Consider the following 22,649-nt stretch of genomic DNA (forward strand, 5'->3'; position numbering starts at 1 on the left):
AATTCCCCCGAGCGATTCTCACGTCGGTCATGCCAAAGGCATAACCTCCTCAGAATGACGGGCTTAGAGTGTTACCGCCCCGCTGCTCGCAATTCCCCCTCGGTCACCCACCCGGAATCGGTCCAGTATGCCACCGCGTCGTGCACCATCCCCATGTAGTCAGGGAGTAATGCAGGCGATCGTAGTTTTCCACCACTTCGAAGATCCTCACGCACCTTCTCAAACGTGTCGTTAGGAACGGCCATCACGACACGGAAATGCTCATCCAAATAGTACAAAATCTCCGCGGTAACACCTCGCCAGAAACACTCGGCTACATGCGCAACAAGCAGTGATGAGTCCGTTGTAACAATACCCATCGGACTTGGCTGATTATAGGGTAAAGGCGAAATAGAATCACCAACTTCGGTAAACGGAAACGACACATACACATCCTGGCTGCCGTGCTTAACCCAGGTCAGGTCCATTTCAGAATCCTCATAAGGCGGCGAACAACCGTATGCGGAATCGGGCTTTATTGCGAGAAATGACGTCCTATTGAGGCGATTATTGTAGCACAAGGCAAGAATCTCGTCGCGTCCGTCGCTATCGTGGTCCTTTGCAAGGATCGGCCGACTGCACCCCGCGTTGATATACCATCCCAGCGAGTCCCCATTCGCACTCCAAAACCGCATATGCGATCTGGCCGGCGTGCTGGCGAAGACATTGGTGACGATTACCGGCTTGCCGTCGACCCGAAAGACATTCAGGTCTTCACTGTCATATTGGACACCGGCCGTATCATTGGGATACTGGTTGAGGACAAAACAGTCACGCCAGAACATCAGTTCACCTTCGCTTGAATAACAGTAGAACCGATTCCTTTCCTCACAATTCTGCTCTGATGCAGGCATGAACAGGACCTCGTCGGCCTTCGTGGTGGTATCGAGATTCGCGAATTGGATCAAGGCGATCTGGACCATGCTGTCCCGTATCTTGCACTTCGGCTCGATCGTCCACAGTTTATCCCCCTGAGCGTTGAGAACTGTGACTATATTAGTTTTCATGTTGACCGAAGCTTGTGCTGGATTCCTGTCAAACGGTTGTCCCACAATATAGACAAGCACCCCCGCCAGCACCACCAGCACCGGAACTTCCACCCACACCGTGCGACCCTTGCGGAACAACTTTCGAAGAATATACCAGAACGGATTGCGGGGCTTCCGACGGATCAACCGCTGGTCGTCCGCGACACTCGCCAAGTCGTCAGCCCCTACCAGCTCCAGTTTCCTGCCGGGCAACACTGCTTCAAGCTCCTTCAGATACTGCCACGCCTCGCTGATATGTGCGCGGGGTATTACCAGAAACTTAAGATGCGAGTAGAACGCCCGCTTGATTTTCAGCCTCAGTCCCCCACCGTCGATCGGCGACAATTTCCCTCCGGCCGAAAGCGCACCAGTGAACGATGCCTGCGGGGGCACGCTCAGACGCTCGCGAAACAGCTCCACTTTCTCGACCGCCACAATTGCGCCCACCGCAAACGCCACGCCGAGCGAATCGCCGGTGAATCGCGCGCCGCTAGAGTTTACCTCGAACGTAAACTGATAGTGCTTCTTGAACGGAAGACCATAGTGGTCCAAGAGATACTGCCGTGCGGCCTGAACCGAGTCGCGCGCCTGCGCCAGAAAACGGTCGTCCGGCTTTTCCGTGGGGTTCTTGACCACCACGTCGTCCTCGCCCCGCTTCCTGCCGGTCAACGGCAGGGCCGAGACCGCCAGCGTCAGAATTCTCCCGCGAGGAGCCAGCGCTGTTTCGGACTCCGGATAGTCCTCCACGAACAGGCAATTGACATTCACCGCGGATGCATGATCTGCACGCTCCTGTGTTTCGAGTGGCGCGGCGATCGCACTGTAGGTGCTTTCTATCAACGCACCGAGACGTATGAACGGTTCCACGTCACTGGGTGCGACAATTGATGTCGGTTGTGCCTTGAGCAGATCAAGAAACACGGCGAGAAGCGAAATTTCATCCGGCAAAAACTCATGCGGCCTGGATTTACCTGCAAACGGAACCAGCAGCGGCAGGAATTCCCGTAGGTACGGTTCCAACGCCCGCGACGTGGAGGACTGATACTTCTCGAAAAAAGCCAAGCCAAGGAGGAGCCGCAATTCTGCGGGAATCTGTTCGTTGTGAAGCGAGCGACGGAGCCGGTTGGCATCACTTTCCATTTCAAGAAAGGAGATCATAGGCCACTCTTTCAGGGATGACTGGAATCGAGGCATTTTCAACAAGCCCCGGCATGCGCGCACTAGAGTCCCAATATTCTGACCAAGGATTTGAGCAATTCTCGCACATCGACGACCCCCGCATCACTGCACCCCCTACTGAAACAAGAAAATCTCAATCGGCTCCACGGCTTTGACATTCTCCACGGCGGCCCGTTGCGGACGGCTCGTACTCAGCAGCACTATATCGGCACTGCTCCCCTCGCGCACCGCCACCCGTATCGGAGTATCGCCCGTCAATCCGGTCAGATTCAGGATCTCTATCTCCACCCGTTTCGTCCGCTCCGACTCCGTCAGCACCACCCGGATCTGGTCACCGTTGGCGGCGGTGAGTGTGGCGCTCTTCTCTTCTTCGCGCCATTGCAGCGGCGTGAGCGTAAACAGGGCCAGCGGCAGGCGCACTTCGGCCGTGTACATGTCGGGCGCCGGCCATTCGGCTTTGCCCAGATTGATTCGCCCCTCCGGATCGGTGAGAAACTCGCGCTCCAGACCAAACGGACGAACCAGCACGTTTCGATACATAGCGGGATCCTCGTGGACCAGGAACAACCAGATTTCACCCGTGCGAACATCGCGCACTGCTTTGAGGATTAGTTGCTGGTCATCCGACGCGAGCGTAACCGCGACCGGCGGCCGTGACTCAGCCTCCGCCTTCGCGGCTAATCGGAGGCTCATATCGCCGGCCTCGCGCGGGTCCTGCCAATGTCTGAGGTGAACCACGCGCGCGGTTCCGACAGCCCGGTACGATTCAGCCACCGCTGACAGTTCGTTCAGGAGGTGAGCCACAACAAACCGACAATTCGGGCAGTGTTGCAGATGATCATCTGATGCCGTAGCGCCGGCTGTTTTTTCGTCGAGCAGATACCGTACCCAATCATCGCTCGTAGGGCAGGTCGATCCGTTCATTTGACTCAGGTCCTTGCGCATCCGCTCATCCTCACGTTCGGCGTTGGCCGGTTCCACGCCCTGTGCCGTCTCCCTTGCCCCAAGTGCCGTTCCCTGCTGTCCTCATATTACTATAGTGACGATCCGACACCTTTGCCGCCGGATTAACCGTAAAATTCGCGCAAAATTTCAGAAAAACGGCCCTTGGCCCACAGGGCTACGTCATCGAATCTGCGATATTCCAGCCGGTAGGATTCTCCAGTCAGCCCAGGCACAAATTCCTGGAGATAGTGCCAGTAGCAACTGTGGTCCCCTGTCTCGACCAGGTCGGCAAGCAGCCGTTCGACAGCCTTTGTGAAAATATGCGATAATCTTGTGTCTCCCCCGGTCTCATCGTTGAGCTTTTGAAGGTGCGAAGGCAGTTCAACCATGACCTTCCCTGCCGCCTCCCTGGCCGCCAACTTGAGCTTGATGTTTTCAGTCGGCGTGTCGTTCTGTTCAGCGTATATATCGAACGCCAGCTTCCGATCCGCATCGCGCAGCGCCAGAAACAAGAGCTCCCTCGGTATCGCCGCCTGTTTGCGGGTCTCGGCAGCCACTTCCTGTAGAATCGCATTCACTCGGTCAGCCAGCTTCTTGTGCGGACCTGCCTGCGCCATCACGATTGACAACAGCTCCGGCAAGGTCCACAGTTCCGCTGTCTCCCGGTAATCCGGAAGGTCTGCCAGTCCGACGAATTGCGCGTCAACGGAAGGAAAGCACCGAAAGCGCGGATCTTTGTGCAGAACCTCCCGCAACAGCCGGTGAAGCCGCGCTGCGTTGGGATCAGTCTCCCGCCATCGATGATACAATTCGTAGTCAACCGTTTGACTCACCGCATGCCGGAAACACAACACGACTGTTGCCAGGTCCCCTTTGACAGTCTCGCCCATCCCCTTGGCCAGTTTGCCTGATTCACCCGGCTTATCGAACAGAGGTGCCACCAGCGATTTGACCATAGCTTCGAATTCAACCCCCTCCCGCTCCCTTGCGCTTGCGATCCGATAGTGAAGCGCCGGGTGGAAACGAACGATTACAAGTGCGGCCGCCAACAGACGCTCACAGCATCCTTTCGTCGGCGTCCCGTCGCACCAGTCGCGAATATCCTGCACCAATGCGCGAAGTGCATCTCGATCGTAGGCGGGTAAATGCATGCTGTCCGTAATGCGAGCTAGCCATGCCCTTTGTCTGTGAAATCCCGCTAAAGTATACCAAACGACCCCTATTCATGCAAGAGATTTGGCGTATATGAATGGGAGTTGAAAGCGAGCGCTGATACCACGCGCCGTGACTAAACCGCCTGCGCGAACTGCTTCAGCACGTTCAAAACGTAGTCGATATCGTGCGCCGTGTGGTCGGCATTGATCTGAAATCGAATCAACTGTTCCCCCCGTGGCACTACCGGATAATTCAGCCCGGTCGCAAGCACGCCATGATCGCGAAGGAACTTCACAAGTCGGGTCGTTCGCTCAGTATCACGCACTAACAGCGGTGTCACCGGGTGTGGGCTCGCCAGCGTTTCATAGCCAAGTGCAATCATTCCCTTTTCAAACCGCTCCGTCATGGCATGCAAATGCGCCAGGAGCTTGTGCCCCTCATCGCTTTGCAAAATTTCCAGCGATGCCAGCGCCGCGGCCGCTTCTGGTGGTGTGATTGGGTTAGTGTAGATATACAGCGAGCACTTCTCGCGAAGATACCTGATGATCTCCTTGCTCGACACCACATACCCGCCGTTCACACCCAGCGCTTTGCCCAGCGTGGCAACAAGGATATCGACTCCTTTGGCGTTCATCAGCTCCTCGGTGCCGCGGCCATTCTTGCCGAGTGCTCCGACACCGTGTGAGTCATCTACCATAAGGACAATATCACGCGGAAACTCGTGATTGTACTTGTCTGTCAGCGCGCAAATCTGGTCAAGCGGAGCGAGCACACCACGCATGCTGAACACGCCGTCGGTAATAATCAGAAGGTTATCACAGCGTCCGATCGATTCTTTGATACCCTCTTCGAGATCGTACATGTTGAGATGCTTGTACACCTTCTTGTCTTTCGGACGCGCCATCCGCATGCCGTTGATAATGCAGTTATGATTGAGCTCATCTGAAATGATGATTGTCTCCGATGTTGTCAGACTGGTGATGACACCGAGCACAGAGGAGTACGCCGAACTCGTGAGCATGCACGCCTCACGGCCATGAAACGCAGCGAGCCGTTGTTCCAGTTCGACATGCACGTCGTATGTGCCACTGATAAACCGTACCGCGCCGGGCCCGACACCATATTTGTGCGCGGCGGTCTCTTCGGCCCGAATGACTTTTTCACGGAGCGACATGCCGAGATACGAGTTGGAGTTCATGCGGATAAACTCCTGGTCGCCAAAACCGTGAAGTTTGAACCGTGCCCCTTTGTCTCCCGTTGGTGGAATCACTTCGACGACGATCAGCTCTTCCCCCTTGGCGACTCCGCCTGCCTGGAGCATCTCGATCTCAGATGTGAGATTTTTGACAAATCGTTTCAGCGGCATGGCAGCAGCGAATCTTTCGTGGTCTAAGTATATCCAGTTACGGTTGTTTTGCGGTCGGTAATATAGGGGAATGGAGCTAAGGTGCAAGAGGGAACACCAGTCTGTTAAGTCACTCACAAATCGGGCTACAGACAAAAAAACTTCACTTCTCTCAACATTTCATTTGACACTTAGGGTACTGATTGCGTCATATAGTCAAGTTTGGGTGAGGGACCCGAGAGGCGGAGGGATCGCCCCATCGAGCCCCAATTAAGCTGAAAAAAACTGTGAGCGCATTGAAATGTGTTCGAAGGAGGGGTAATGGATCAAGCTCGGCGCCGCACTGCGCACTTGTGGCCAGTTATTCTCGTTTCTGTTCTGCAGGTATCAATGGGTACCAGAGCAGCAGCATCTCAAGCAGAACCGGTACAGATTTCACCTATTGAGCGAGCAATGCTTGCAATGAAGGCATTGGAGGATGCCATCAACGATCCGAACCCGCTCAATCTTTCTATGATTGAAGCACTGTTTCCGCCGGACGAGTGGCCATGTGGCCCTATCATCGAATAAAACGAAATAATTGACCGATTATTCAATTATGATTTGTATCCGGCATCCGTTTGTCAACGAGATTGTTCGGAGCTATTATTTATTTTGCAGGTCCGCAATGGCAAGTGCAGAAAACGCTTGCATATATAGTCAAGGAAGCCATATTAATTTTTAGGTCATACAATATCCGCCACGGGTAACAGCCTCTCGAACCGGTGTAGTTATGTCGCCATCAACACGTGTTCTCACAATCGCTGCTTCTCTGGCACTCATTCAGCTCGGATGTACCAGTGACTCTGACCGAAGCATCACGCCGGGCGGCCATGACTATCCTGATGCGCCCGGCTGGGTGGAACAGAACCCTTCCCCAACCGCCAAATCGCTGCGCGAAGTGTACTTTGTCTCTGCGACCGAAGGCTGGGCGGTCGGCAATTTCGGGATCATTCTGCACACCACTGATGGCGGCGAACACTGGATGACTCAGCAGTCGACCGCTGGTGATCTGTGGGGGGTGTATTTCTGCGATGCCCGCCACGGCTGGTCAGTCGGCGATGACGGCACGATCGTAGCCACCGACGACGGTGGCGTAACCTGGCGGCAGCAACAGAGCGGAACGACCGAAAGCCTCTGGGATGTCTGGTTTGTCGATACCCTGAAGGGAGTGGCGGTAGGCATCCGGAATACTGTCCTTCGCACAATTGACGGCGGAGAGACGTGGCAATCCAAAGACATCGGTCTGGATCGCAACGGCTTGCGCAATTTCCTCACGGGTCTATATTTCCTCAACGACAGTGTCGGCTGGTTGGTCGGGCTGAATGGCACGGTAGGCTATACTACCGATGGGGGCGAGAATTGGTCGCGGCGCGACCACGGCTCCGGCTCATTCCGACGCGTTTGGTTTGTCAACGATACGGTAGGCTATGTGGCCTGCCAGTTTGGCTGGGTTTTGAAAACCACCAACGCCGGCCTTACCTGGTCGATCATCTACCGAGCCCTGCCCGACATCGATCTGTCTGATGTCGTCTTCACCGATGAAAGTCACGGCTGGATAGTCGGCAATTTCGGCTTTCTGGCCAGTACCACGGACGGCGGCCAGATCTGGCAAATACTACCGACCGGCACCGATGCTTGGCTGACCGGTTTGTCATTTCCCTCTGCTGACACAGGCTGGATCGTCGGTGACGGCGGGCAGATACTGCGTAGTACAGATGCTGGCCAGACTTGGCAGAGAAAGACCCGAGGGATAACAGGTGATTTGTACGACGGCGATTTCGTCAATGATGCTACCGGCTGGGTCGTCGGTGAGAATGGTACCATCCTGCATACGACCGATCGGGGTTGGCATTGGCAGGAACAGGCGAGTGGCACGGCCAACACACTGTACAACGCCGATTTCGTGGACGATCAGACTGGCTGGGTGGTTGGTTCGGGCGGGACGATACTGAGCACGACTACCGGCGGCCGACAGTGGGCTCAGCAATCGTCCGGTACTGCCGCCATGCTGCTCGGCTTGCGCTTTCTTGATGCTTCGCACGGCTGGGCAGCCGGCAGCAGTGGTACGCTGCTCAGTACAAACGATGGGGGAATAACCTGGACTAAACACGAAATTGGCACTACCAACACTCTATGGTCAGTAGAATTTGTTTCGCCAGCCCGGGGCTGGATCGCCGGAAATCGGCTGGTTCTTCGGACCGACGACAGCGGCCGTACCTGGCAACCGGATCCGGGAGTCGTGCCGGAGCAGTACGATCTCACGGTGCAATGCGTGCAGGTTCGTTTTATCACTGATTCGCTAGGTTGGATTGCCGGTCTTCCGGGGGTTACCTACATCACGCGAGATGCCGGTAACACATGGGAAGTAAGCCATATTCCTACTGTTGCTAACTATTTCAACCTGTGGTGTCTCTCCGATCAGGTCGTCTGGGCGGTTGGTGATAAGTACGTGGGCGGTACCCCCCCCATCATGTACTACAGCACCGACAGGGCGTTAACGTGGACACGAATTTATCCGCAGCACAACAACAGCATCAATGGCATCTTCTTCTGGGATCAGAAGCTTGGCTGGCTGTTTGGCGATCATGGCATGATTTTGCACACTACTACCTGCGGCATTGAGTAGAAGCCATTTCATAACCTCTTCAGCGTGATGAGCAGGCAAGCGACATGAAAAAACGCCTCATAAACCATAATATCGCGGTCCCAGCGGACCACCAAGCGACGATTATTTCCCAGCCAGGCAAAAGTTCGCTCCACGGTCCATCGACGCTTGTAGCGTCGCAGCTTGCGGCCATCATGATACTTCCGCTTGTGGTTGTTCCTCCGGTAGGGGCAAATCAACTCGATGCCCCGATCTTTCAAACGCTTCCGCAACGGATCGCTGTCATAACCTTTGTCGGCGATAATCCGTCGGGGGGTCTGTCGCGGACGACCCCGGCCTGGGCGCGGGACGGCAATGGTCGCTATGGTCTTTTCGAGCAGCGTGACTTCCGCCGGGGACGCCGAGTCCAGGTAGTTTCCCAAAGGAAGACCTTGGCCGTCAACCACCACCATCCACTTCGTCCCCTTGCCCCTTTTGGTCTTGCCGACCTTCTCGCCCCCTTTTTGGCGGGAGCAAAACTGCCATCCACAAACGCTTCTGACCAGTCCAGTTGGCCTCGTTCGTCCAACATGGCCAGAAAGGCCCGCCATAGTTTGAGCCAAACACCTTGTTCTTCCCAGCGCTTCAAGCGACGCCAACACGTTGACGGACTGGGGTACCGTTGGGGCAAATCCGCCCAGGGAGCGCCCGTACGCAGAATCCAGAGAATCCCTTCAAACACCTGGCGACTATCCGCCCAGGGACGTCCTCCTCTCTGGGACTGCTTCAGTGGGGGCAATAACGGTTCTATCCGTTTCCAGTGCTGGTCGGTTAACTGCCACCGTTCCTTGGCCATTGAACAACTCCTTTCAATGGCCGGGTATCATAAGCCGTTGTATGACACAAGCTTAAACTGTGCCTAATGTCAGGTTATGAAATGGGCGCTCGGCAAATTCGCAGTTGGGGACGACGCCGGTATTGTGGAAATCATGCAGTTCCCTTCTGGCGGGCCGATCGACTGCTGCACCAAAATGGCACACCACGGTTTTGCCGGGATTCGGAAGAACAACTATTCCGGCGCAGACCTCGTTGGTGTAAAGGCGAACTTTACAACGAAATATGGGGCATTTCTCTGCGGAACTCCAAGCGACACCATATACACGTTCAGCCTTGTTTGGCTTGAGGTTGGTTATGACACCACGCTTGGTGTCAATGGCTATGTCTGGGCACAGGCAGGATTCGGCAAACACCGAATTGCAGGATTGAACACTGTCTGGCAAGCACGGTTTCACGAAGTCCACAGAGGAGTTGCTGGGGATTTGGTCGACCGAATGATTGACATCAACAATTCTGGCATTCCTCCAGACGGAGAAATCCATGAGTTTAAGGAGGAATTCGACCTGTCAAGCCAACGTTGGATAGTATACTATGATGGCTCAGCCTACGATACCGCCGTAGCAATCCCGTTCTGGCAATCAGTAAGAGGTTCATATAGTCGCTACGGCGGTGAGGTCCGGCACCTAGAAGACGACATGGCCGGGACTGCTTCTTCGCCGTGTCGCATATTTGATTGCACCACCAAATCTGTTGGTGGCATATACAACACAGTGACTTTCCGTTTGAGCAGCTCCTTCCAGTGGGAGAATCGGAGCCAATGGATGGCGGATACCGCTGATGCAAACACTGTGTTAATCTGGGACGTCCATCCGCGATGAATCAGATTCTGAGAATTTCCTCGAAATGGAGGTTTGAACAATGATAGCTATTATTCGGCAAATCTGTTTCCTGTTGCTTGTTGTATCGGCGACAGTCCAAGTGGCGGCCGACACTCTCGAGGATACCGCCCATAGCACGCCCTCGGTGCTCCGACTGAAGACTCCACAGGAGGCACACGAATTGGCTGTGCGATATACGGGGTTCACTTCACGCCTGGTCGATTCGCTCGACAACAGCGGGAGACAACAAGCCGTCGCACGGCTTGAACTCATGCCCGACGACAATACCCCATTCCTGAGCCAGCAGGTCATTGGTCGTGAAATTTGGAAAGTCACCTTCGACAGCGTAGTCCTCGACCTCCCCTCCTGGAACAAGGATTGGGTACGTGCGTGCAGTCCCAAGAGATTTCATGTCTTGCTCGATCCAAAAACAGGTCAGTTGATCAGAGTCTACACTACCTATGAGGGTCACGATCTTGTCTTGTCTCCCGAGCCTCAGGCTGATGTCGCCACTGAGACACTGAGACAAACTGGGGAGGTGTTCCTTGAGTTTGCCTCCGAACCTCCACCTATCCCCTTTCTCAAGGCTCTCGATATGGCTATCGGCTCAAGCCCCCTCAAAGCAAAGGAGATAATTGGCCTGTGCATCTTCGAGAGGCGACACGGTAAGGATTCTCGGCTGGTTTGGTCAATTATCGGTCGCGGTATTCCGCCTCTGAGTTTTCACGAGGTCGATTCTGAAGATCGACTCAGCCGTGAAAGAACCGTAGTTGATGCGACTACTGGCCAGCCCCTGTTCATAACAAACAGACCATGAGTTCATAATGAAAGCTCTACCGCATCAATTCTGTTTCCTGTTGCTTGCCGTATTGGCGACAGTCCAAGTGGCGGCCGACACTCTCGAGGATACCGCCCATAGCACCCCCTCGGTGCTTCGCCTTAAAACCCCTCAAGAGGCACACGAATTGGCTGTGCGATATACGGGGTTTACTTCACGCCTGGTCGATTCGCTCGACAACAGCGGGAGACAACAAGCCGTCGCACGGCTTGAACTCATGCCCGACGACAATACCCCATTCCTGAGCCAGCAGGTCATTGGTCGTGAAATTTGGAAAGTCACCTTCGACAGCGTAGTCCTCGACCTCCCCTCCTGGAACAAGGATTGGGTACGTGCGTGCAGTCCCAAGAGATTTCATGTCTTGCTCGATCCAAAAACAGGTCAGTTGATCAGAGTCTACACTACCTATGAGGGTCACGATCTTGTCTTGTCTCCCGAGCCTCAGGCTGATGTCGCCACTGAGACACTGAGACAAACTGGGGAGGTGTTCCTTGAGTTTGCCTCCGAACCTCCACCTATCCCCTTTCTCAAGGCTCTCGATATGGCTATCGGCTCAAGCCCCCTTAAGGCAAAAGAGATAATTGGTGTATGTGTTCGCGAGCGCGGCCATGGTCTGAATCCCAAGCTGGTTTGGTCAATTACCGGCCGCGGGATTCCTCCTTTGAACATACACGAAATTGCTTCAGAAGATCAACTAAGCCGTGAAAGGACTGTGGTTGACGCGACCACTGGTCAGCCCCTTTTCATAACGAACGAACCATGAGTTCATAATGAAAGCTCTACCGCATCAATTCTGTTTCCTGTTGCTTGCCGTATTGGCGACAGTCCAGGTGGCGGCCGACAACCTCGAGGATACAGTCCGTAGCACTCCCTCGGTGCTCCGACTGAAGACTCCACAGGAGGCACACGAACCAGTAACACACCAATTCTGGTGTGAGATTTCACCTTAACACCCCGAATACCGAATCCCATAAACCGTTTGTCCGAGCACTCATTCCCGCTGTCCGCCAAATTCCCTGCCGAGCCTCTACTATTCGCTTATCTGCACCACTTACCGACATCGAGCCGACACAAAATCTCCCTCGGAGAAGAACAAAAAGACACAAAATGACAAAACGAACCCAATCGGTCATTGCGGCACAAGCGATTAGCGATCCAAGCGGTCAAAAACGAACCCATTTGGCAATGCGCGACCCAAATGAAGAACGGCAGACCGGGAGGTCTGCCGATCACAGTTGTCGCGTGGTTCGACTACGCTCACCACGACGATTTGCTCTTACGCCCCGTACATCTCCGTAATCTCAGCCTTGGACTTGCCCAGCATGTTGTACTTCTTCCCCACCTTGACAAACGCTTCCAGCGCCTTGTCCAGATGGTGCTTTTCGTGGCCGGCCGATATCTGCGTTCGTATCCGCGCCGCCCCCTGCGGCACCACCGGGAAGAAGAACCCGATCGCGTAGATTCCCTCGGCGAACAGATCGCGCGAGACATCCTGCGACAGCTTGGCGTTGAACAGCATCACCGGCACAATCGGCGTGTCCCCTTCCTTGAGGACAAACCCGGCCTCGGTCAGTCCTTTGCGCCAGTAGGCGGTGCTGGCTTCGAGCTTGTCGCGCCGCTCGGTGCTGGCCGATAGAATATCGAGCACGCGCAACACGCCGGACACAACAACAGGAGCGATGGTATTCGAGAACAGATATGGTCTCGCCCGCTGACGGCACATTTCGACAAGCTCGCGTCTCCCGCTCACGCATCCGCCCGATGCTCCGCCGAGCGCCTTGCCGAACGTGGTGGTGATGATGTCGATCTTGCCCAGCACGCCGTATTTCTCGTGCGTGCCACGTCCGGTTTTGCCGATGAACCCGCTGGCGTGCGAGTCATCGATCAAAAGCATGGCGTCGTATTTCTCACACAGTTCGACCATCGTGTCGAGCGGCGCGGTGTCACCGTCCATCGAGAAAACGCCGTCAGTAATCACCATCTTCAGCCGCTTGTCGGCATGAAGTTGCAGCTTTTCTTCCAGATGCTCCATGTTGACATGCTTGTAGGTATCCTGCATGGCGCTGCAAAGACGGATACCGTCGATAAGCGAGGCATGCACCAGCCGATCCGAGATCATCACGTCCTCTTTGGTCAGCACCGCCTCGAACACGCCGGCATTGGCATCCATGCACGAAGGGAACAAAATGGTGTCCTCGGTGCCAAGGAACTCCGTGATCTTCGCCTCGAGCTGCTTGTGGATATCTTGCGTGCCGCAGATAAATCGCACTGACGACATGCCGTAGCCACGACTCTCCAGCCCTTCGTGCGCCGCCTTGATCACTTCCGGGTGACTCGAAAGCCCCAGATAATTGTTGGCGCACATGTTGATGACCTTCTTGGGAGAAGAACCGGTCGGAAATTCCACCTCGATATCCGGCGCCTGCACCGAATGAATGAACCGCTCCTGCTTGAACAGGCCGGCTTCCTGAATCGATTTAAGCTGGCCCTGATAAATTACCCGGACCGCGTTGGAAAAAGCCATGGCTCACTCCTTCACGAACTGCTTGACCAGGAGGACAATCTTGTTGACCGAATCGAATGCCTCCGGTGTCGCTTTGTCGTCCGGGATCGAAATCTTGTACTTGTTCTCCAGAAACCGCTTGAGCGATACCATCGAAAACGAATCGACAATCCCGCCCGATATAAGCGGCGTGTCGAACGTGACCTCCGTATCGTCTTCGACATATTCGTTAATGACGTATTTCCGGACAACTTCTTTCATATCTTCCATCGAAAACTCCAATCTATGTCAGGTTACAGCTCAATCATCTTCAAGGGTGGAGGTGTCGCCGACTTGCTGGCCCCACTCTTGTGCCCTCAGCATACGGCGCATAATCTTGCCGCTGCGAGTCTTGGGAAGCCGCTCGACATATTCTATCTCCTGCGGCATGGCCAGCGGCGAGAGTTTCTTGCGGATGAAATTCATGATCTCAAGTTCCAAATCCGGACTGGCGATGAAGTTGGGCTTGAGCATCACGAACGCTTTCACCACTTCCATGTTAACCTCGTCAGGCTTCGCTACCACGGCCGATTCGGCGACCGCCTGGTGCTCCAGAAGCGCCGATTCCACCTCGAACGGACTGACCAGATGCCCGGCGGTGTTGATTATGTCATCGTCGCGCCCGGTGAACCAAAAGTACCCATCGCGGTCGATACTCGACCTGTCTCCCGGCAGGTACCAGCCATTCTTGAACTTCCCCTGATAGGTTGTTTCGTTATTCCAGTATGCGCGCATCATAGAGGGCCAGCCGGGTCGGAAGGCGATCAGACCGACTTTGCCCGGCTCCGTGATCGGCTCGTACGTTTTGGGATCGACCACAACCGCCGTAATTCCCGGAAACGGACGCCCCATCGAGCCCGGCTTGATCTTCATGCCGGGGAAATTGGTGAGCATAATGGAGCCGGTTTCGGTCTGCCAATAGGTATCGAGGAACGGCAGGCCGTACACGCGCTCGGACCAGATAACCGCCTCAGCGTTGAGCGGTTCGCCGACCGAGGCCAGATGGCGAAGCGAGGAAAGATTGAATCTTCTCACTACCTCTTCCCCCGCTTTCATGAGCGAGCGGATGGCGGTTGGCGCGGAATACCAGACCGTAATCTTGTTTTTCTCGATGAAACGGTACCAGTTTTCGGCCGCGAACCCTACATCCAGTACGCATTGGGTGACGCCAAGCGCAAACGGCGCGATGATTCCGTAAGAAGTACCGGTCACCCAGCCCGGATCGGCGGTGCACCAGTAGATGTCGTCATCGCGGAGGTCCAGCACCCACTTGGCGGTAAGATACTGGGCGATCAATGCATAGTGCACATGCTTCACGCCTTTGGGTTGGCCAGTGGTGCCGGATGTATAATGAAGCACCGAGGGGGATTCAGCTTTTGTCGGATGAATCTCCAGTTGCTCGATTTTGGGAGCGTCGTCAAGCGAGAACGGGATCTCCCGTTCCCCGAGCGCTTTCTTGCCATCGTGATCCACAATGATCAGATGTTTGAGATTGGGCAAACGGTCCAAAATCTTGCGGACTTTGGGGGCATGTTTCTTCTGCGTGATTATGGCACTGGTCTGGGCATCGTTCAGGCGGATGAACAACGATTCATCGCCGAACGCCGAAAACAACGGCTGTGCGATGGCGCCGATCTTGAGGACGCCCAAAAATCCCAGATACAGTTCCGGAATCTTATCCATGAACAGACAAACGCGCTCTTCCGGCTTGATGCCAAGTTCGCGGAGGAAATGACCGATTGTGTTACTGGCCAACCGAATATCGTTGAAGGTATACTTGCGGTCCGGAGCGCCGGTTCCTTCCCACAACAGCGCGAGCTTGTTCGCTTTTCCCATCCGGCAGATGCGGTCGGAGCAGTACCAGCCGATGTTGAGCACATCGCCTGGCCTGTATTCCAGTTCCTTTTCTGCGATGGACCAGTCGAAATTCCTGAGGCGGTCCTCGTAGGAGCCAATATTGGACATCGAAATGTTCCCTTGTGTATCTGTGACGGTCATGTGGTGACCTGTTGATTGCCCGGTCATGGTGAAACTGAGGTTAGCGGGCAGCGGGCTGGCCGGCTTTGTCCCCCAGTAGGCGCTTGCGCAGGACGCGCAGCATATCGTCGGTCATGGCAGGTAATTCGTATTCATGTTTCCAGCCCCATTCGTTGCGGGCACAGGAATCATCGATGGAGTTCGGCCAGGAATCGGCGATCGCTTGTCGTACCTGGTCGATCTCGTATTCGATAGTGAACTCTGGAATATGTCTGCGTATCTCTGCGGCGATCTGTGAAGGCGTGAAATGCATGGCGGTCACGTTGAAGGCATTGCGGTGGATCAGGCGTGAGCTATCGGCCTCCATCAGTTCGATCATGGCGCGGAGCGCATCCGGCATGTACATCATGTCGAGCGACGTGTCCGCTCGAAGGTTGCACGTGAACCGCTTGTGAAGGATGGCTTCGTAGTAGATAGCGACGGCGTAGTCGGTGGTGCCACCCCCAGGTTCCGTCACATACGAGATCAACCCGGGAAATCGAAGACCACGTGTGTCAAGGCCGAACCGCTTGAAGTAGTAGTCACAGAGCAGTTCGCCTGCCACCTTGGTGACACCATACATAGTATCCGGTCGCTGAAGTGTATCCTGCGGGGTGCCGTCAGGCGGAGTTGACTTGCCGAATGCGGCGATGGAGCTGGGCGTGAACAGTGCACAGCCATATTCGCGGGCGACTTCGAGGACGTTGTACAGTCCATGAATGTTGACATCCCATGCCAAATGCGGTTTCGACTCTCCGTTGGCCGACAGTATGGCCGCCAGATGGTAGATAGTCCCGATATGGTACTGCTTGACCACCCGCCCGATATGCTGCGGTACCACGACATCGACAAATTCAAAAGGGCCATCGCCGAGAAGACCCGGCTCGGTGGGCAGACGGATATCCGAAGCGATCACGTTATCGTGACCGTATCGGCGCCGGAGTTCAAGGATCAGTTCCGAGCCAATTTGCCCGATTGCGCCAGTGACCAGAATCTTCTTCATAGCGGAAACCTTCGGTAAGCAGCCATCACCAGTTGTCATTGGCGGGGGAGTGCGGGCCGGTCAAGCCAGACCCTACCGCCGCCCCTTCATTGTGGCGAAACATACGCAACGGCGCGGGAAAATCAACGACAAAAGGGGCAGACGGCACGGTACGTCGTGTCACAGAAGAAGATATTCTCGGGAATCAGGACATGAATGGAGATGATTGGTAGCCGTCAACCGCAGGCCGACCAGCGATGTCAGGTGGCGCTTAATTGATTGACATGTGGTAATTCAGCTTTTCCCATCGCTCCCCTGCGTCCGGTCCACCGGATGAAACGGAAACGTGAACGTGAATGTCGCACCCTGACTGGGCTCGGATGAAACCGTGAATGACGCGTCGTGGTTCATGATGATCCGCGCACAATTCACCAGCCCATAGCCACGGGCGTTCGGTTTGGTGGTCAGATGGGCGCGGAACAACCGGTCTTTGATATTGGCCGGGAGCCCCACGCCGTTGTCGGTAACTGTCAGAATGACCCCGGTATCAGTCGCAACTGTTGTTACGGTAACGGTGCCATCTGCCCGACCAGATTCGATTATGGCATCGGCGCCATTGTCCAACAGACTCAGGAGCAAGAGCGCAATCTGATTGGGATCGAGTGCAAAGGGCGGCAGGTTGTGACAGAGCGCAAGGCGTACCTCGACACGACCAAATTTCTTCTGGGTACGGGCGAACGCAGCAGTATCTGAGACAACATCGTTGAGATTGAGAAGCGCTTTGCGCGTTTCCATCCGAGTGGATTCAGCAAGAGCCGAGGTAAACTGCTCCGCTTTCCCCACGTTCCCTTTGAGTTTTTCCAGCGTGGCAGTCACTTTTTCGAGATTCCCTTTTCCGAGATTGATCTGTGCTATCTCCACGCCACCAAGAATCATGCCGAGGAAATTGTTCATGTCGTGGGTGATCCAGGAAAGCAACGAGCCCCGCTCAGCGGCAGTGTGGAGGTTCGCCTGGCGCTGCAGGTTTGTCAGTTCTTTGGTGACTTCGCGAAGGGAAACCACGCGGTCACCCGATGAGCTCCCGTTGCATCGGCACGAATCAACCGTGGCGGCGAAGTGGCGGACAGTATTCGGCGTTTCATATCGAATCAACGTGGAGACGTTTGGCTCGACAGTGGCGGTTACCGATGTCAGAATATTCTGCCATCCGGGAAAGCACTGCCCGGCAAACAGTTCGCGCCATTTCAAACCGACAGCTCCGTGGGCAGAAGGCAGATTGACGCCTATCGAACGTAGCAGGTTGTTGGCGGACTGATTGAGATACGATAGCTCCCCTGCACTGTTCACCAGGAATATGGCCTGACCAAGTGATTCGACAATCGGCTGTGCTGTCGTGTTGGTGTGGTCAGCATTGCTCGATAGGTAAGTTGTTGGCTCATTTGCGACTGGAATATTCATAGACGCCCAACTGTTCTCCGGTTGTCATTTTATGGGCGGCGCTGCAGACCGCGCCGGCCCCGGCATTCCTCGTCTCCACCACCCTTTTGGCAGGACCAATCATCCCCTGTATCGGCAGGACCGCTTGGTTACTTCATGAGGTCGCAGAATTACGTCCCGGGCCGACACGGACCGATCGAGGTTACCTTGACGTCCATCTCAAGACGTAGTAACATTGACTATATTTATCGATGATAGCGTTCTTCTGCCAATGGATGTCGTCCTCGGAGATCAGGAGAGAAACAGTATGAGACAGGCGTTAGTGAGCGTGACAGCAGTGATATTCGTTGCTCTTGCCACAGCCGACAGCAGCCCCTTGCCGACGTTTGATTCCCTGTGGAATTACGACCAACCAGCCGAGACGGAGGTCAAGTTTCGTGTACTGTTGCCGCTGGCGCGGGAATCAGGTAATATCGCATACCTGGCGGAGCTCATGACGCAGATCGCCCGAACGGCGGGACTTCAGCAACATTTCGGAAGGGCTCACGCCATTCTCGATAGCGTGGAGGCGCTGCTTCCGAAGGCTGGAAGTCAGCCAAGGGTCCGATATCTGCTGGAACGGGGACGGGCATTCAATTCGTCACAGCAACAGGAGCGGGCGATTCCGCTGTTCACCGAAGCGTGGGAACGGGCACAGAAGGCGGGACTCGATGGTTTCGCGGTCGATGCTGCCCACATGCTGGCTATTGCAACGCCTGCGGACCAGCACATGAACTGGAATAAAAAAGCTCTGGCCCTGGCACAGAAATCGCCGGACCCAAAGGCCCGGAAATGGCAGGGGAGCCTTTTCAACAACATTGGCTGGGACTATTTCGATCAGGAGAAATATGACAGCGCGCTCGACATGTTCCAGAAGGCGTTAGCGTTTCGCCAGGAGCAGAATCAGCCAGTGCAGATCCGCTTTGCCAAGTGGTGCGTAGCGAAGACCTATCGTGTGCTTGGAAGACTCGACACGGCCCTCGTCATACAGCAGGTGCTGGAGAAGGAATGGAGTGAATCGGGCGAGAAACAGGACGGCTACGTGTACGAGGAACTGGCCGAATGTCTGCTGGCCCTGAATCGCCCCGATGAGGCTACCCCCTATTTCGCCAAGGCTTACACTCTACTGAAAGAAGACCTTTGGCTATCACGTGATGAGCCTGAGCGGCTGGAAAGGTTGAAAGAGATGGGGAGGGTTGGACAATAACCATTCACGAGTAGACCTTCCCACTTCCCCGTTGCTTCCCCCTGTCAAAAACCCTAACTTATTGCCGCTAAAGACGCGAGAGTGGCGGAATTGGTAGACGCGCTGGACTTAGGATCCAGTCCTGAAAGGGGTGGGGGTTCGAGTCCCCCCTTTCGCATAGATTATGAGATCAATCGGTGGTTGACCGGGTCCGGCGACCGGGAACGACAGCCGCCCCCGGCTGTTCCATCGTGGTACCAAGTCGCCGCTTGCGAGGAGCTATAGAGCGTGAAAGTTGAACTAAAACAGGGAGAGGGGTTGGTGCGGGAACTCTCAGTCGAGATTCCGGCCGCCACCGTCCAGACCGAAACTGAAAAGAAGTTTCAGGAAGTCAAAGAGAAGACCACCCTCAAAGGGTTCCGCAAGGGGAAAGCCCCGCTCACCATGATCCGCTCCATGTTTGCCGAACAGGTGAAAGCGGACGTGGTCGATGATCTGATCAAGTCCACTCTCCCCGAAGCAGTGAAGGGGCAAGCTCTCAATATCGCTTCCCGCCCGACGCTGACCGATTTCAAGTTCACCGATGACGGCGGCTTTGTCTATGTGGCCAAGGTCGAGATATTCCCGGAAGTTACCACCGTTAAATACGATGGTCTCAAAGTGACATCCACGCCTGTTGACGTGAATGACGAGGAGGTCAACGACGTGGTCGAGCATATTCGCAAGAAGCTTTCGGAACTTCGGCCGGTGGATCGCGAATCCCGCGAAGGGGACCTGGTGGTGGTTGACCTCAAGAAAGTGAAAGACCCGAAGCTGGTGATAAAGAGCACTGAGTTCCTGGGCTCCGAGGTGGACCTTGGGAACCCGATGACCGTCAAGGAATTCCGCGATCAGTTGATCGGCGTGAAAGCGGGCGAGGTGAAACCGGTTGAGGTCAAGTACCCCCAGGACTATTCTGATACCCAGTTTGCCGGCGCGGAGATCTGGTATGAGGCCACTATCAAGCAGGTGAAAGAGCGGATACTCCCGGAGCTTTCGGATGCCTTTGCGAAGCAGACCGGCCAGGCGGAGACACTCCTGGAATTGAAGCTCAAGATCCGCGAAGATATCGGCAGGCAAAAAACTGAGGCGCAGAGCCGCATGCAGCGCCGCGAGATTGTCCACCAGATATGCGAGATAAACCCTATCCCGATTCCCGACGGCATGGTGGAGGACTACCTTGACGCGGTGGTGGAGGATTTCAAGAAAAACTACAAGGATGCCGATGAGGCGGAGATCCGCAAGGGTTACCGCCAGACCGGCGTGGATACCATGCGCTGGGATATCCTCTGGCATACGCTGGCCACGCAGGAAAAACTGGAGATTTCGACGACAGATACCGAAAATTGGATACAAGGGTTTGCCGCGCACAATAACCTGACCATGGTGCAGGCGCGCGAGGCCCTCTCCCGTTCCGGTCGGGCCAACAGCCTGCGCGAATCGATGCTCGAGGAGAAGGTTGTGGAGTTCCTCCGCACCAGGGCGCAGACGGTGACGATTGGCGCATAGACAAGGATGTATGAACCGTTAGTTCAGGAATAATGATCGTATGAAGAATGACATGACCGACAAGATCGTTGCTAACTATCTGGTCCCGATGGTGGTCGAGCAGACCGGCCGCGGCGAGCGTGCGTATGATATTTTCTCTCGACTGCTCAAGGACCGGATCATCTTTATCGGGACCCCGATCGATGACCAGATCGCCAACCTCGTGATCGCCCAGTTGTTGTTTCTGGACGCCGAGGACCCGGAGAAGGATGTGTTCGTGTATATCAATTCGCCGGGCGGTTCGGTGACGGCCGGCATGGCCATCTACGACACCATGCAGTTCATCAAGCCGGACGTGGTGACTACTTGCATGGGGCTGGCTGCGTCTATGGGCTCATTTCTCCTGGCGGCCGGAACCCCCGGCAAGCGGGCAGCGCTCCCCAACAGCCGAATCATGATACACCAACCCTCAGCCGGCACGCAGGGGCAGGTGTCCGATATCGTGATCATGACGGAAGAATTCACCAAGACCAAGAAGCGTCTCAACGAGCTGTTGGTGAAGCACACTGGGCAGAAACTGGATAGGATCGAAAAGGACACGGACCGAAACTTTTTCATGTCGCCCGACGAGGCCAAGGAATACGGCCTGATCGACAAGATCTACGAGTTCGGCAAGCAGGAGCGGAAGTAGCGGACGCACATGCGCGTGCTCACCAAAGCGAAGGAATAGGAAACCATGCCCCACGCCAGCAACAATCCACCATCGTTGCCCCACCGCTGCTCGTTCTGCGGGAAACCCTACGGACAGGTCAAACGGCTGTTCTCAGGGCATGAGTCCTATATCTGCAACGAGTGTGTCACGCTCTGCGCCGACCTTCTGCAGACTGCGCCCGATGTCGAACCCGCCGATGAACTCCGAGATCTTCCCCGCCCCGCCGAGATAAAGAGCTTCCTCGACCAGTACGTGATCGGCCAGGAAGATGCCAAGAAGGCCGTTTCAGTAGCGGTCTACAACCACTATAAGCGCATAAACTACCAGGCAGGGCATCGGAGCACAGGGCAACTTTCGCAAAGTGAGCTCGATGTCGATCTGGAGAAATCCAACATTCTCCTTTTGGGTCCCACCGGCACCGGCAAGACGCTGATTGCCCGCTCGCTGGCCAAATTCCTCAAAGTGCCGTTTACGATCGCTGACGCTACAGTGTTGACGGAGGCAGGCTATGTGGGTGAGGATGTCGAGAACATCCTGGTCCGTTTGTTCCAGGCCTCCAACTACAATGCGGCCAAAACCGAGCGCGGCATTGTGTATATCGATGAAATCGACAAGATTTCACGCAAAGACGGCAACCCCTCAATTACACGAGATGTCTCCGGCGAGGGCGTCCAGCAAGGGCTATTGAAAATCCTCGAAGGCACAACGTCCAACATTCCACCCAAAGGGGGGCGTAAACATCCGGAGCAGGCGTTCGTGCAGATTGACACGACCAATATCCTGTTCATCTGCGGCGGAGCGTTTGATGGCCTGGAAAAGATCGTCGCCCGCCGATTAGGCAGCAGGATAGTCGGGTTCGAAGCTAAGAAAAAATACCTTGGCGCCTCATCAGATGAGATCCTTGACCATGTCATCCCGGCAGATTTGATCGAGTACGGTCTTATTCCCGAGATGGTGGGGCGGCTGCCTGTAGTGGCGGGCCTTCGACCGCTCGACGAAACGGCAATGATGAGCATACTCACCGAGCCGAAGAATGCGCTCACCAAACAGTATGCCCGTCTAATGGAACTCGAAGGTGTCAAGCTCACGTTTGAACCCGAAGCACTTCGCGCGGCGGTGAAGCTGGCGATGGAGAAGAAGACCGGCGCGCGGGCGCTTCGCTCCATTTTCGAGAAGGCGATGATGGAGATCATGTTTGAGGTGCCGTCGCGTCCCGACCTGGCTGAGGTTATCATCACCCGCGAAACGATTCTCGACAACAAACCTCCCCGCACAATCACGCAGGCGGAAAAGAAAAAAGCCGGGTAGCGTCGCTACTTTTACCGCTTCGCGACTAAA

Annotated in this window: 19 protein-coding genes, 1 tRNA gene and 1 pseudogene; 8 read left to right on the plus strand and 13 right to left on the minus strand. The window is 55.3% G+C overall.

The features are described 5' to 3' along the window. Positions 1 to 71 precede the first annotated feature (71 nt). From AB1644_07425 to AB1644_07440, 4 genes are all read right to left on the minus strand, one after another. Positions 72 to 2,225, minus strand: a complete 2,154-nt coding sequence (locus tag AB1644_07425; GenBank protein MEW6050876.1) for a hypothetical protein — start codon at positions 2,223 to 2,225, stop codon at positions 72 to 74. 135 nt (positions 2,226 to 2,360) lie between these two features. Beyond that, entirely contained in the window at positions 2,361 to 3,227 is an 867-nt protein-coding gene (locus tag AB1644_07430) for a hypothetical protein (protein MEW6050877.1), read from the minus strand. Between the two features lie 86 nt (positions 3,228 to 3,313). After that, the gene (locus AB1644_07435) at positions 3,314 to 4,342 is read right to left on the minus strand and encodes a hypothetical protein (protein ID MEW6050878.1); all 1,029 of its coding nucleotides are present in this window, start codon (positions 4,340 to 4,342) and stop codon (positions 3,314 to 3,316) included. 137 nt (positions 4,343 to 4,479) lie between these two features. Then, a complete protein-coding gene (locus AB1644_07440; protein ID MEW6050879.1) occupies positions 4,480 to 5,712 on the minus strand; it encodes an aminotransferase class I/II-fold pyridoxal phosphate-dependent enzyme in 1,233 nt (410 codons plus the stop codon). Between the two features lie 300 nt (positions 5,713 to 6,012). Here AB1644_07440 and AB1644_07445 point away from each other — a divergent pair, with 300 nt between their 5' ends. Both AB1644_07445 and AB1644_07450 read left to right on the plus strand, forming a co-directional pair. Beyond that, positions 6,013 to 6,261, plus strand: coding sequence for a hypothetical protein (locus AB1644_07445; protein ID MEW6050880.1), 249 nt, complete (start codon positions 6,013 to 6,015; stop codon positions 6,259 to 6,261). A 202-nt stretch (positions 6,262 to 6,463) separates the two neighbouring features. Further along, positions 6,464 to 8,359: a YCF48-related protein gene (locus tag AB1644_07450; GenBank protein ID MEW6050881.1), complete on the plus strand. Its 1,896-nt coding sequence runs from the start codon at positions 6,464 to 6,466 to the stop codon at positions 8,357 to 8,359. An 8-nt stretch (positions 8,360 to 8,367) separates the two neighbouring features. Here AB1644_07450 and AB1644_07455 read toward each other — a convergent pair whose 3' ends face one another. Together AB1644_07455 and AB1644_07460 are read right to left on the minus strand one after the other, a co-directional pair. Then, positions 8,368 to 8,928: an IS5 family transposase gene (locus AB1644_07455; protein MEW6050882.1), complete on the minus strand. Its 561-nt coding sequence runs from the start codon at positions 8,926 to 8,928 to the stop codon at positions 8,368 to 8,370. Positions 8,929 to 8,984: 56 nt separating this feature from the next. Next, positions 8,985 to 9,173 (minus strand): annotated as a pseudogene (locus tag AB1644_07460) (transposase). Positions 9,174 to 9,249: 76 nt separating this feature from the next. Here AB1644_07460 and AB1644_07465 point away from each other — a divergent pair. Further along, positions 9,250 to 10,032, plus strand: a complete 783-nt coding sequence (locus AB1644_07465; protein ID MEW6050883.1) for a hypothetical protein — start codon at positions 9,250 to 9,252, stop codon at positions 10,030 to 10,032. A 208-nt stretch (positions 10,033 to 10,240) separates the two neighbouring features. On the opposite strand, the gene AB1644_07470 is transcribed toward AB1644_07465, so the two are convergent. The 7 genes from AB1644_07470 to AB1644_07500 form a co-directional block, all read right to left on the minus strand. After that, on the minus strand, positions 10,241 to 10,444 hold the full coding sequence (locus AB1644_07470) for a hypothetical protein (protein MEW6050884.1): 204 nt from the start codon (positions 10,442 to 10,444) through the stop codon (positions 10,241 to 10,243). Positions 10,445 to 11,024: 580 nt separating this feature from the next. After that, positions 11,025 to 11,228 carry a hypothetical protein gene (locus AB1644_07475; GenBank protein ID MEW6050885.1) on the minus strand — a complete coding sequence of 68 codons (204 nt, stop codon included), beginning with the start codon at positions 11,226 to 11,228 and terminating at the stop codon, positions 11,025 to 11,027. A gap of 918 nt (positions 11,229 to 12,146) precedes the next feature. After that, on the minus strand, positions 12,147 to 13,394 hold the full coding sequence (gene kbl, locus AB1644_07480; GenBank protein MEW6050886.1) for a glycine C-acetyltransferase: 1,248 nt from the start codon (positions 13,392 to 13,394) through the stop codon (positions 12,147 to 12,149). 3 nt (positions 13,395 to 13,397) lie between these two features. Further along, positions 13,398 to 13,643, minus strand: a complete 246-nt coding sequence (locus tag AB1644_07485; protein ID MEW6050887.1) for an acyl carrier protein — start codon at positions 13,641 to 13,643, stop codon at positions 13,398 to 13,400. A gap of 30 nt (positions 13,644 to 13,673) precedes the next feature. Then, complete coding sequence (acsA, locus tag AB1644_07490; GenBank protein ID MEW6050888.1) at positions 13,674 to 15,410, minus strand: acetate--CoA ligase; 1,737 nt, start codon at positions 15,408 to 15,410, stop codon at positions 13,674 to 13,676. 40 nt (positions 15,411 to 15,450) lie between these two features. Then, positions 15,451 to 16,431, minus strand: a complete 981-nt coding sequence (locus AB1644_07495; GenBank protein ID MEW6050889.1) for an L-threonine 3-dehydrogenase — start codon at positions 16,429 to 16,431, stop codon at positions 15,451 to 15,453. 273 nt (positions 16,432 to 16,704) lie between these two features. Continuing rightward, positions 16,705 to 17,868 carry a HAMP domain-containing sensor histidine kinase gene (locus AB1644_07500; protein MEW6050890.1) on the minus strand — a complete coding sequence of 388 codons (1,164 nt, stop codon included), beginning with the start codon at positions 17,866 to 17,868 and terminating at the stop codon, positions 16,705 to 16,707. A 286-nt stretch (positions 17,869 to 18,154) separates the two neighbouring features. Between AB1644_07500 and AB1644_07505 the strand changes: the two genes are divergently transcribed. The 5 genes from AB1644_07505 to clpX all read left to right on the plus strand — a co-directional run bounded on the left by AB1644_07505 (position 18,155) and on the right by clpX (position 22,619). Continuing rightward, entirely contained in the window at positions 18,155 to 19,093 is a 939-nt protein-coding gene (locus tag AB1644_07505; protein MEW6050891.1) for a tetratricopeptide repeat protein, read from the plus strand. A gap of 75 nt (positions 19,094 to 19,168) precedes the next feature. Then, positions 19,169 to 19,250: transfer RNA gene (locus AB1644_07510), tRNA-Leu, on the plus strand. 110 nt (positions 19,251 to 19,360) lie between these two features. Then, positions 19,361 to 20,620 (plus strand): trigger factor, encoded by a 1,260-nt coding sequence (gene tig, locus AB1644_07515; GenBank protein ID MEW6050892.1) that lies wholly within the window; start codon positions 19,361 to 19,363, stop codon positions 20,618 to 20,620. 40 nt (positions 20,621 to 20,660) lie between these two features. Beyond that, complete coding sequence (gene clpP, locus AB1644_07520) at positions 20,661 to 21,290, plus strand: ATP-dependent Clp endopeptidase proteolytic subunit ClpP (protein ID MEW6050893.1); 630 nt, start codon at positions 20,661 to 20,663, stop codon at positions 21,288 to 21,290. 45 nt (positions 21,291 to 21,335) lie between these two features. Next, entirely contained in the window at positions 21,336 to 22,619 is a 1,284-nt protein-coding gene (gene clpX / locus AB1644_07525) for an ATP-dependent Clp protease ATP-binding subunit ClpX (GenBank protein ID MEW6050894.1), read from the plus strand. Positions 22,620 to 22,649: the final 30 nt, after the last annotated feature.

The organism is Candidatus Zixiibacteriota bacterium (assembly GCA_040753875.1).
Classification (GTDB): domain Bacteria; phylum Zixibacteria; class MSB-5A5; order GN15; family FEB-12; genus DATKJY01.

Coding starts and splice junctions, on each gene's coding strand:
- AB1644_07440 (MEW6050879.1), bottom strand. CDS start 5,712: ATGCCGCTGAAACGATTTGTCAAAAATCTCACATCTGAGATCGAGATG.
- kbl (MEW6050886.1), bottom strand. CDS start 13,394: ATGGCTTTTTCCAACGCGGTCCGGGTAATTTATCAGGGCCAGCTTAAA.
- AB1644_07455 (MEW6050882.1), bottom strand. CDS start 8,928: ATGGCGGGCCTTTCTGGCCATGTTGGACGAACGAGGCCAACTGGACTG.
- AB1644_07500 (MEW6050890.1), bottom strand. CDS start 17,868: ATGAATATTCCAGTCGCAAATGAGCCAACAACTTACCTATCGAGCAAT.
- AB1644_07445 (MEW6050880.1), top strand. CDS start 6,013: ATGGATCAAGCTCGGCGCCGCACTGCGCACTTGTGGCCAGTTATTCTC.
- AB1644_07450 (MEW6050881.1), top strand. CDS start 6,464: ATGTCGCCATCAACACGTGTTCTCACAATCGCTGCTTCTCTGGCACTC.
- clpX (MEW6050894.1), top strand. CDS start 21,336: ATGCCCCACGCCAGCAACAATCCACCATCGTTGCCCCACCGCTGCTCG.
- acsA (MEW6050888.1), bottom strand. CDS start 15,410: ATGACCGTCACAGATACACAAGGGAACATTTCGATGTCCAATATTGGC.
- AB1644_07425 (MEW6050876.1), bottom strand. CDS start 2,225: ATGATCTCCTTTCTTGAAATGGAAAGTGATGCCAACCGGCTCCGTCGC.
- AB1644_07470 (MEW6050884.1), bottom strand. CDS start 10,444: ATGAAATCTCTTGGGACTGCACGCACGTACCCAATCCTTGTTCCAGGA.
- AB1644_07465 (MEW6050883.1), top strand. CDS start 9,250: ATGAAATGGGCGCTCGGCAAATTCGCAGTTGGGGACGACGCCGGTATT.
- AB1644_07475 (MEW6050885.1), bottom strand. CDS start 11,228: ATGAAATCTCTTGGGACTGCACGCACGTACCCAATCCTTGTTCCAGGA.
- AB1644_07485 (MEW6050887.1), bottom strand. CDS start 13,643: ATGGAAGATATGAAAGAAGTTGTCCGGAAATACGTCATTAACGAATAT.
- AB1644_07435 (MEW6050878.1), bottom strand. CDS start 4,342: ATGCATTTACCCGCCTACGATCGAGATGCACTTCGCGCATTGGTGCAG.
- AB1644_07495 (MEW6050889.1), bottom strand. CDS start 16,431: ATGAAGAAGATTCTGGTCACTGGCGCAATCGGGCAAATTGGCTCGGAA.
- clpP (MEW6050893.1), top strand. CDS start 20,661: ATGAAGAATGACATGACCGACAAGATCGTTGCTAACTATCTGGTCCCG.
- AB1644_07505 (MEW6050891.1), top strand. CDS start 18,155: ATGAGACAGGCGTTAGTGAGCGTGACAGCAGTGATATTCGTTGCTCTT.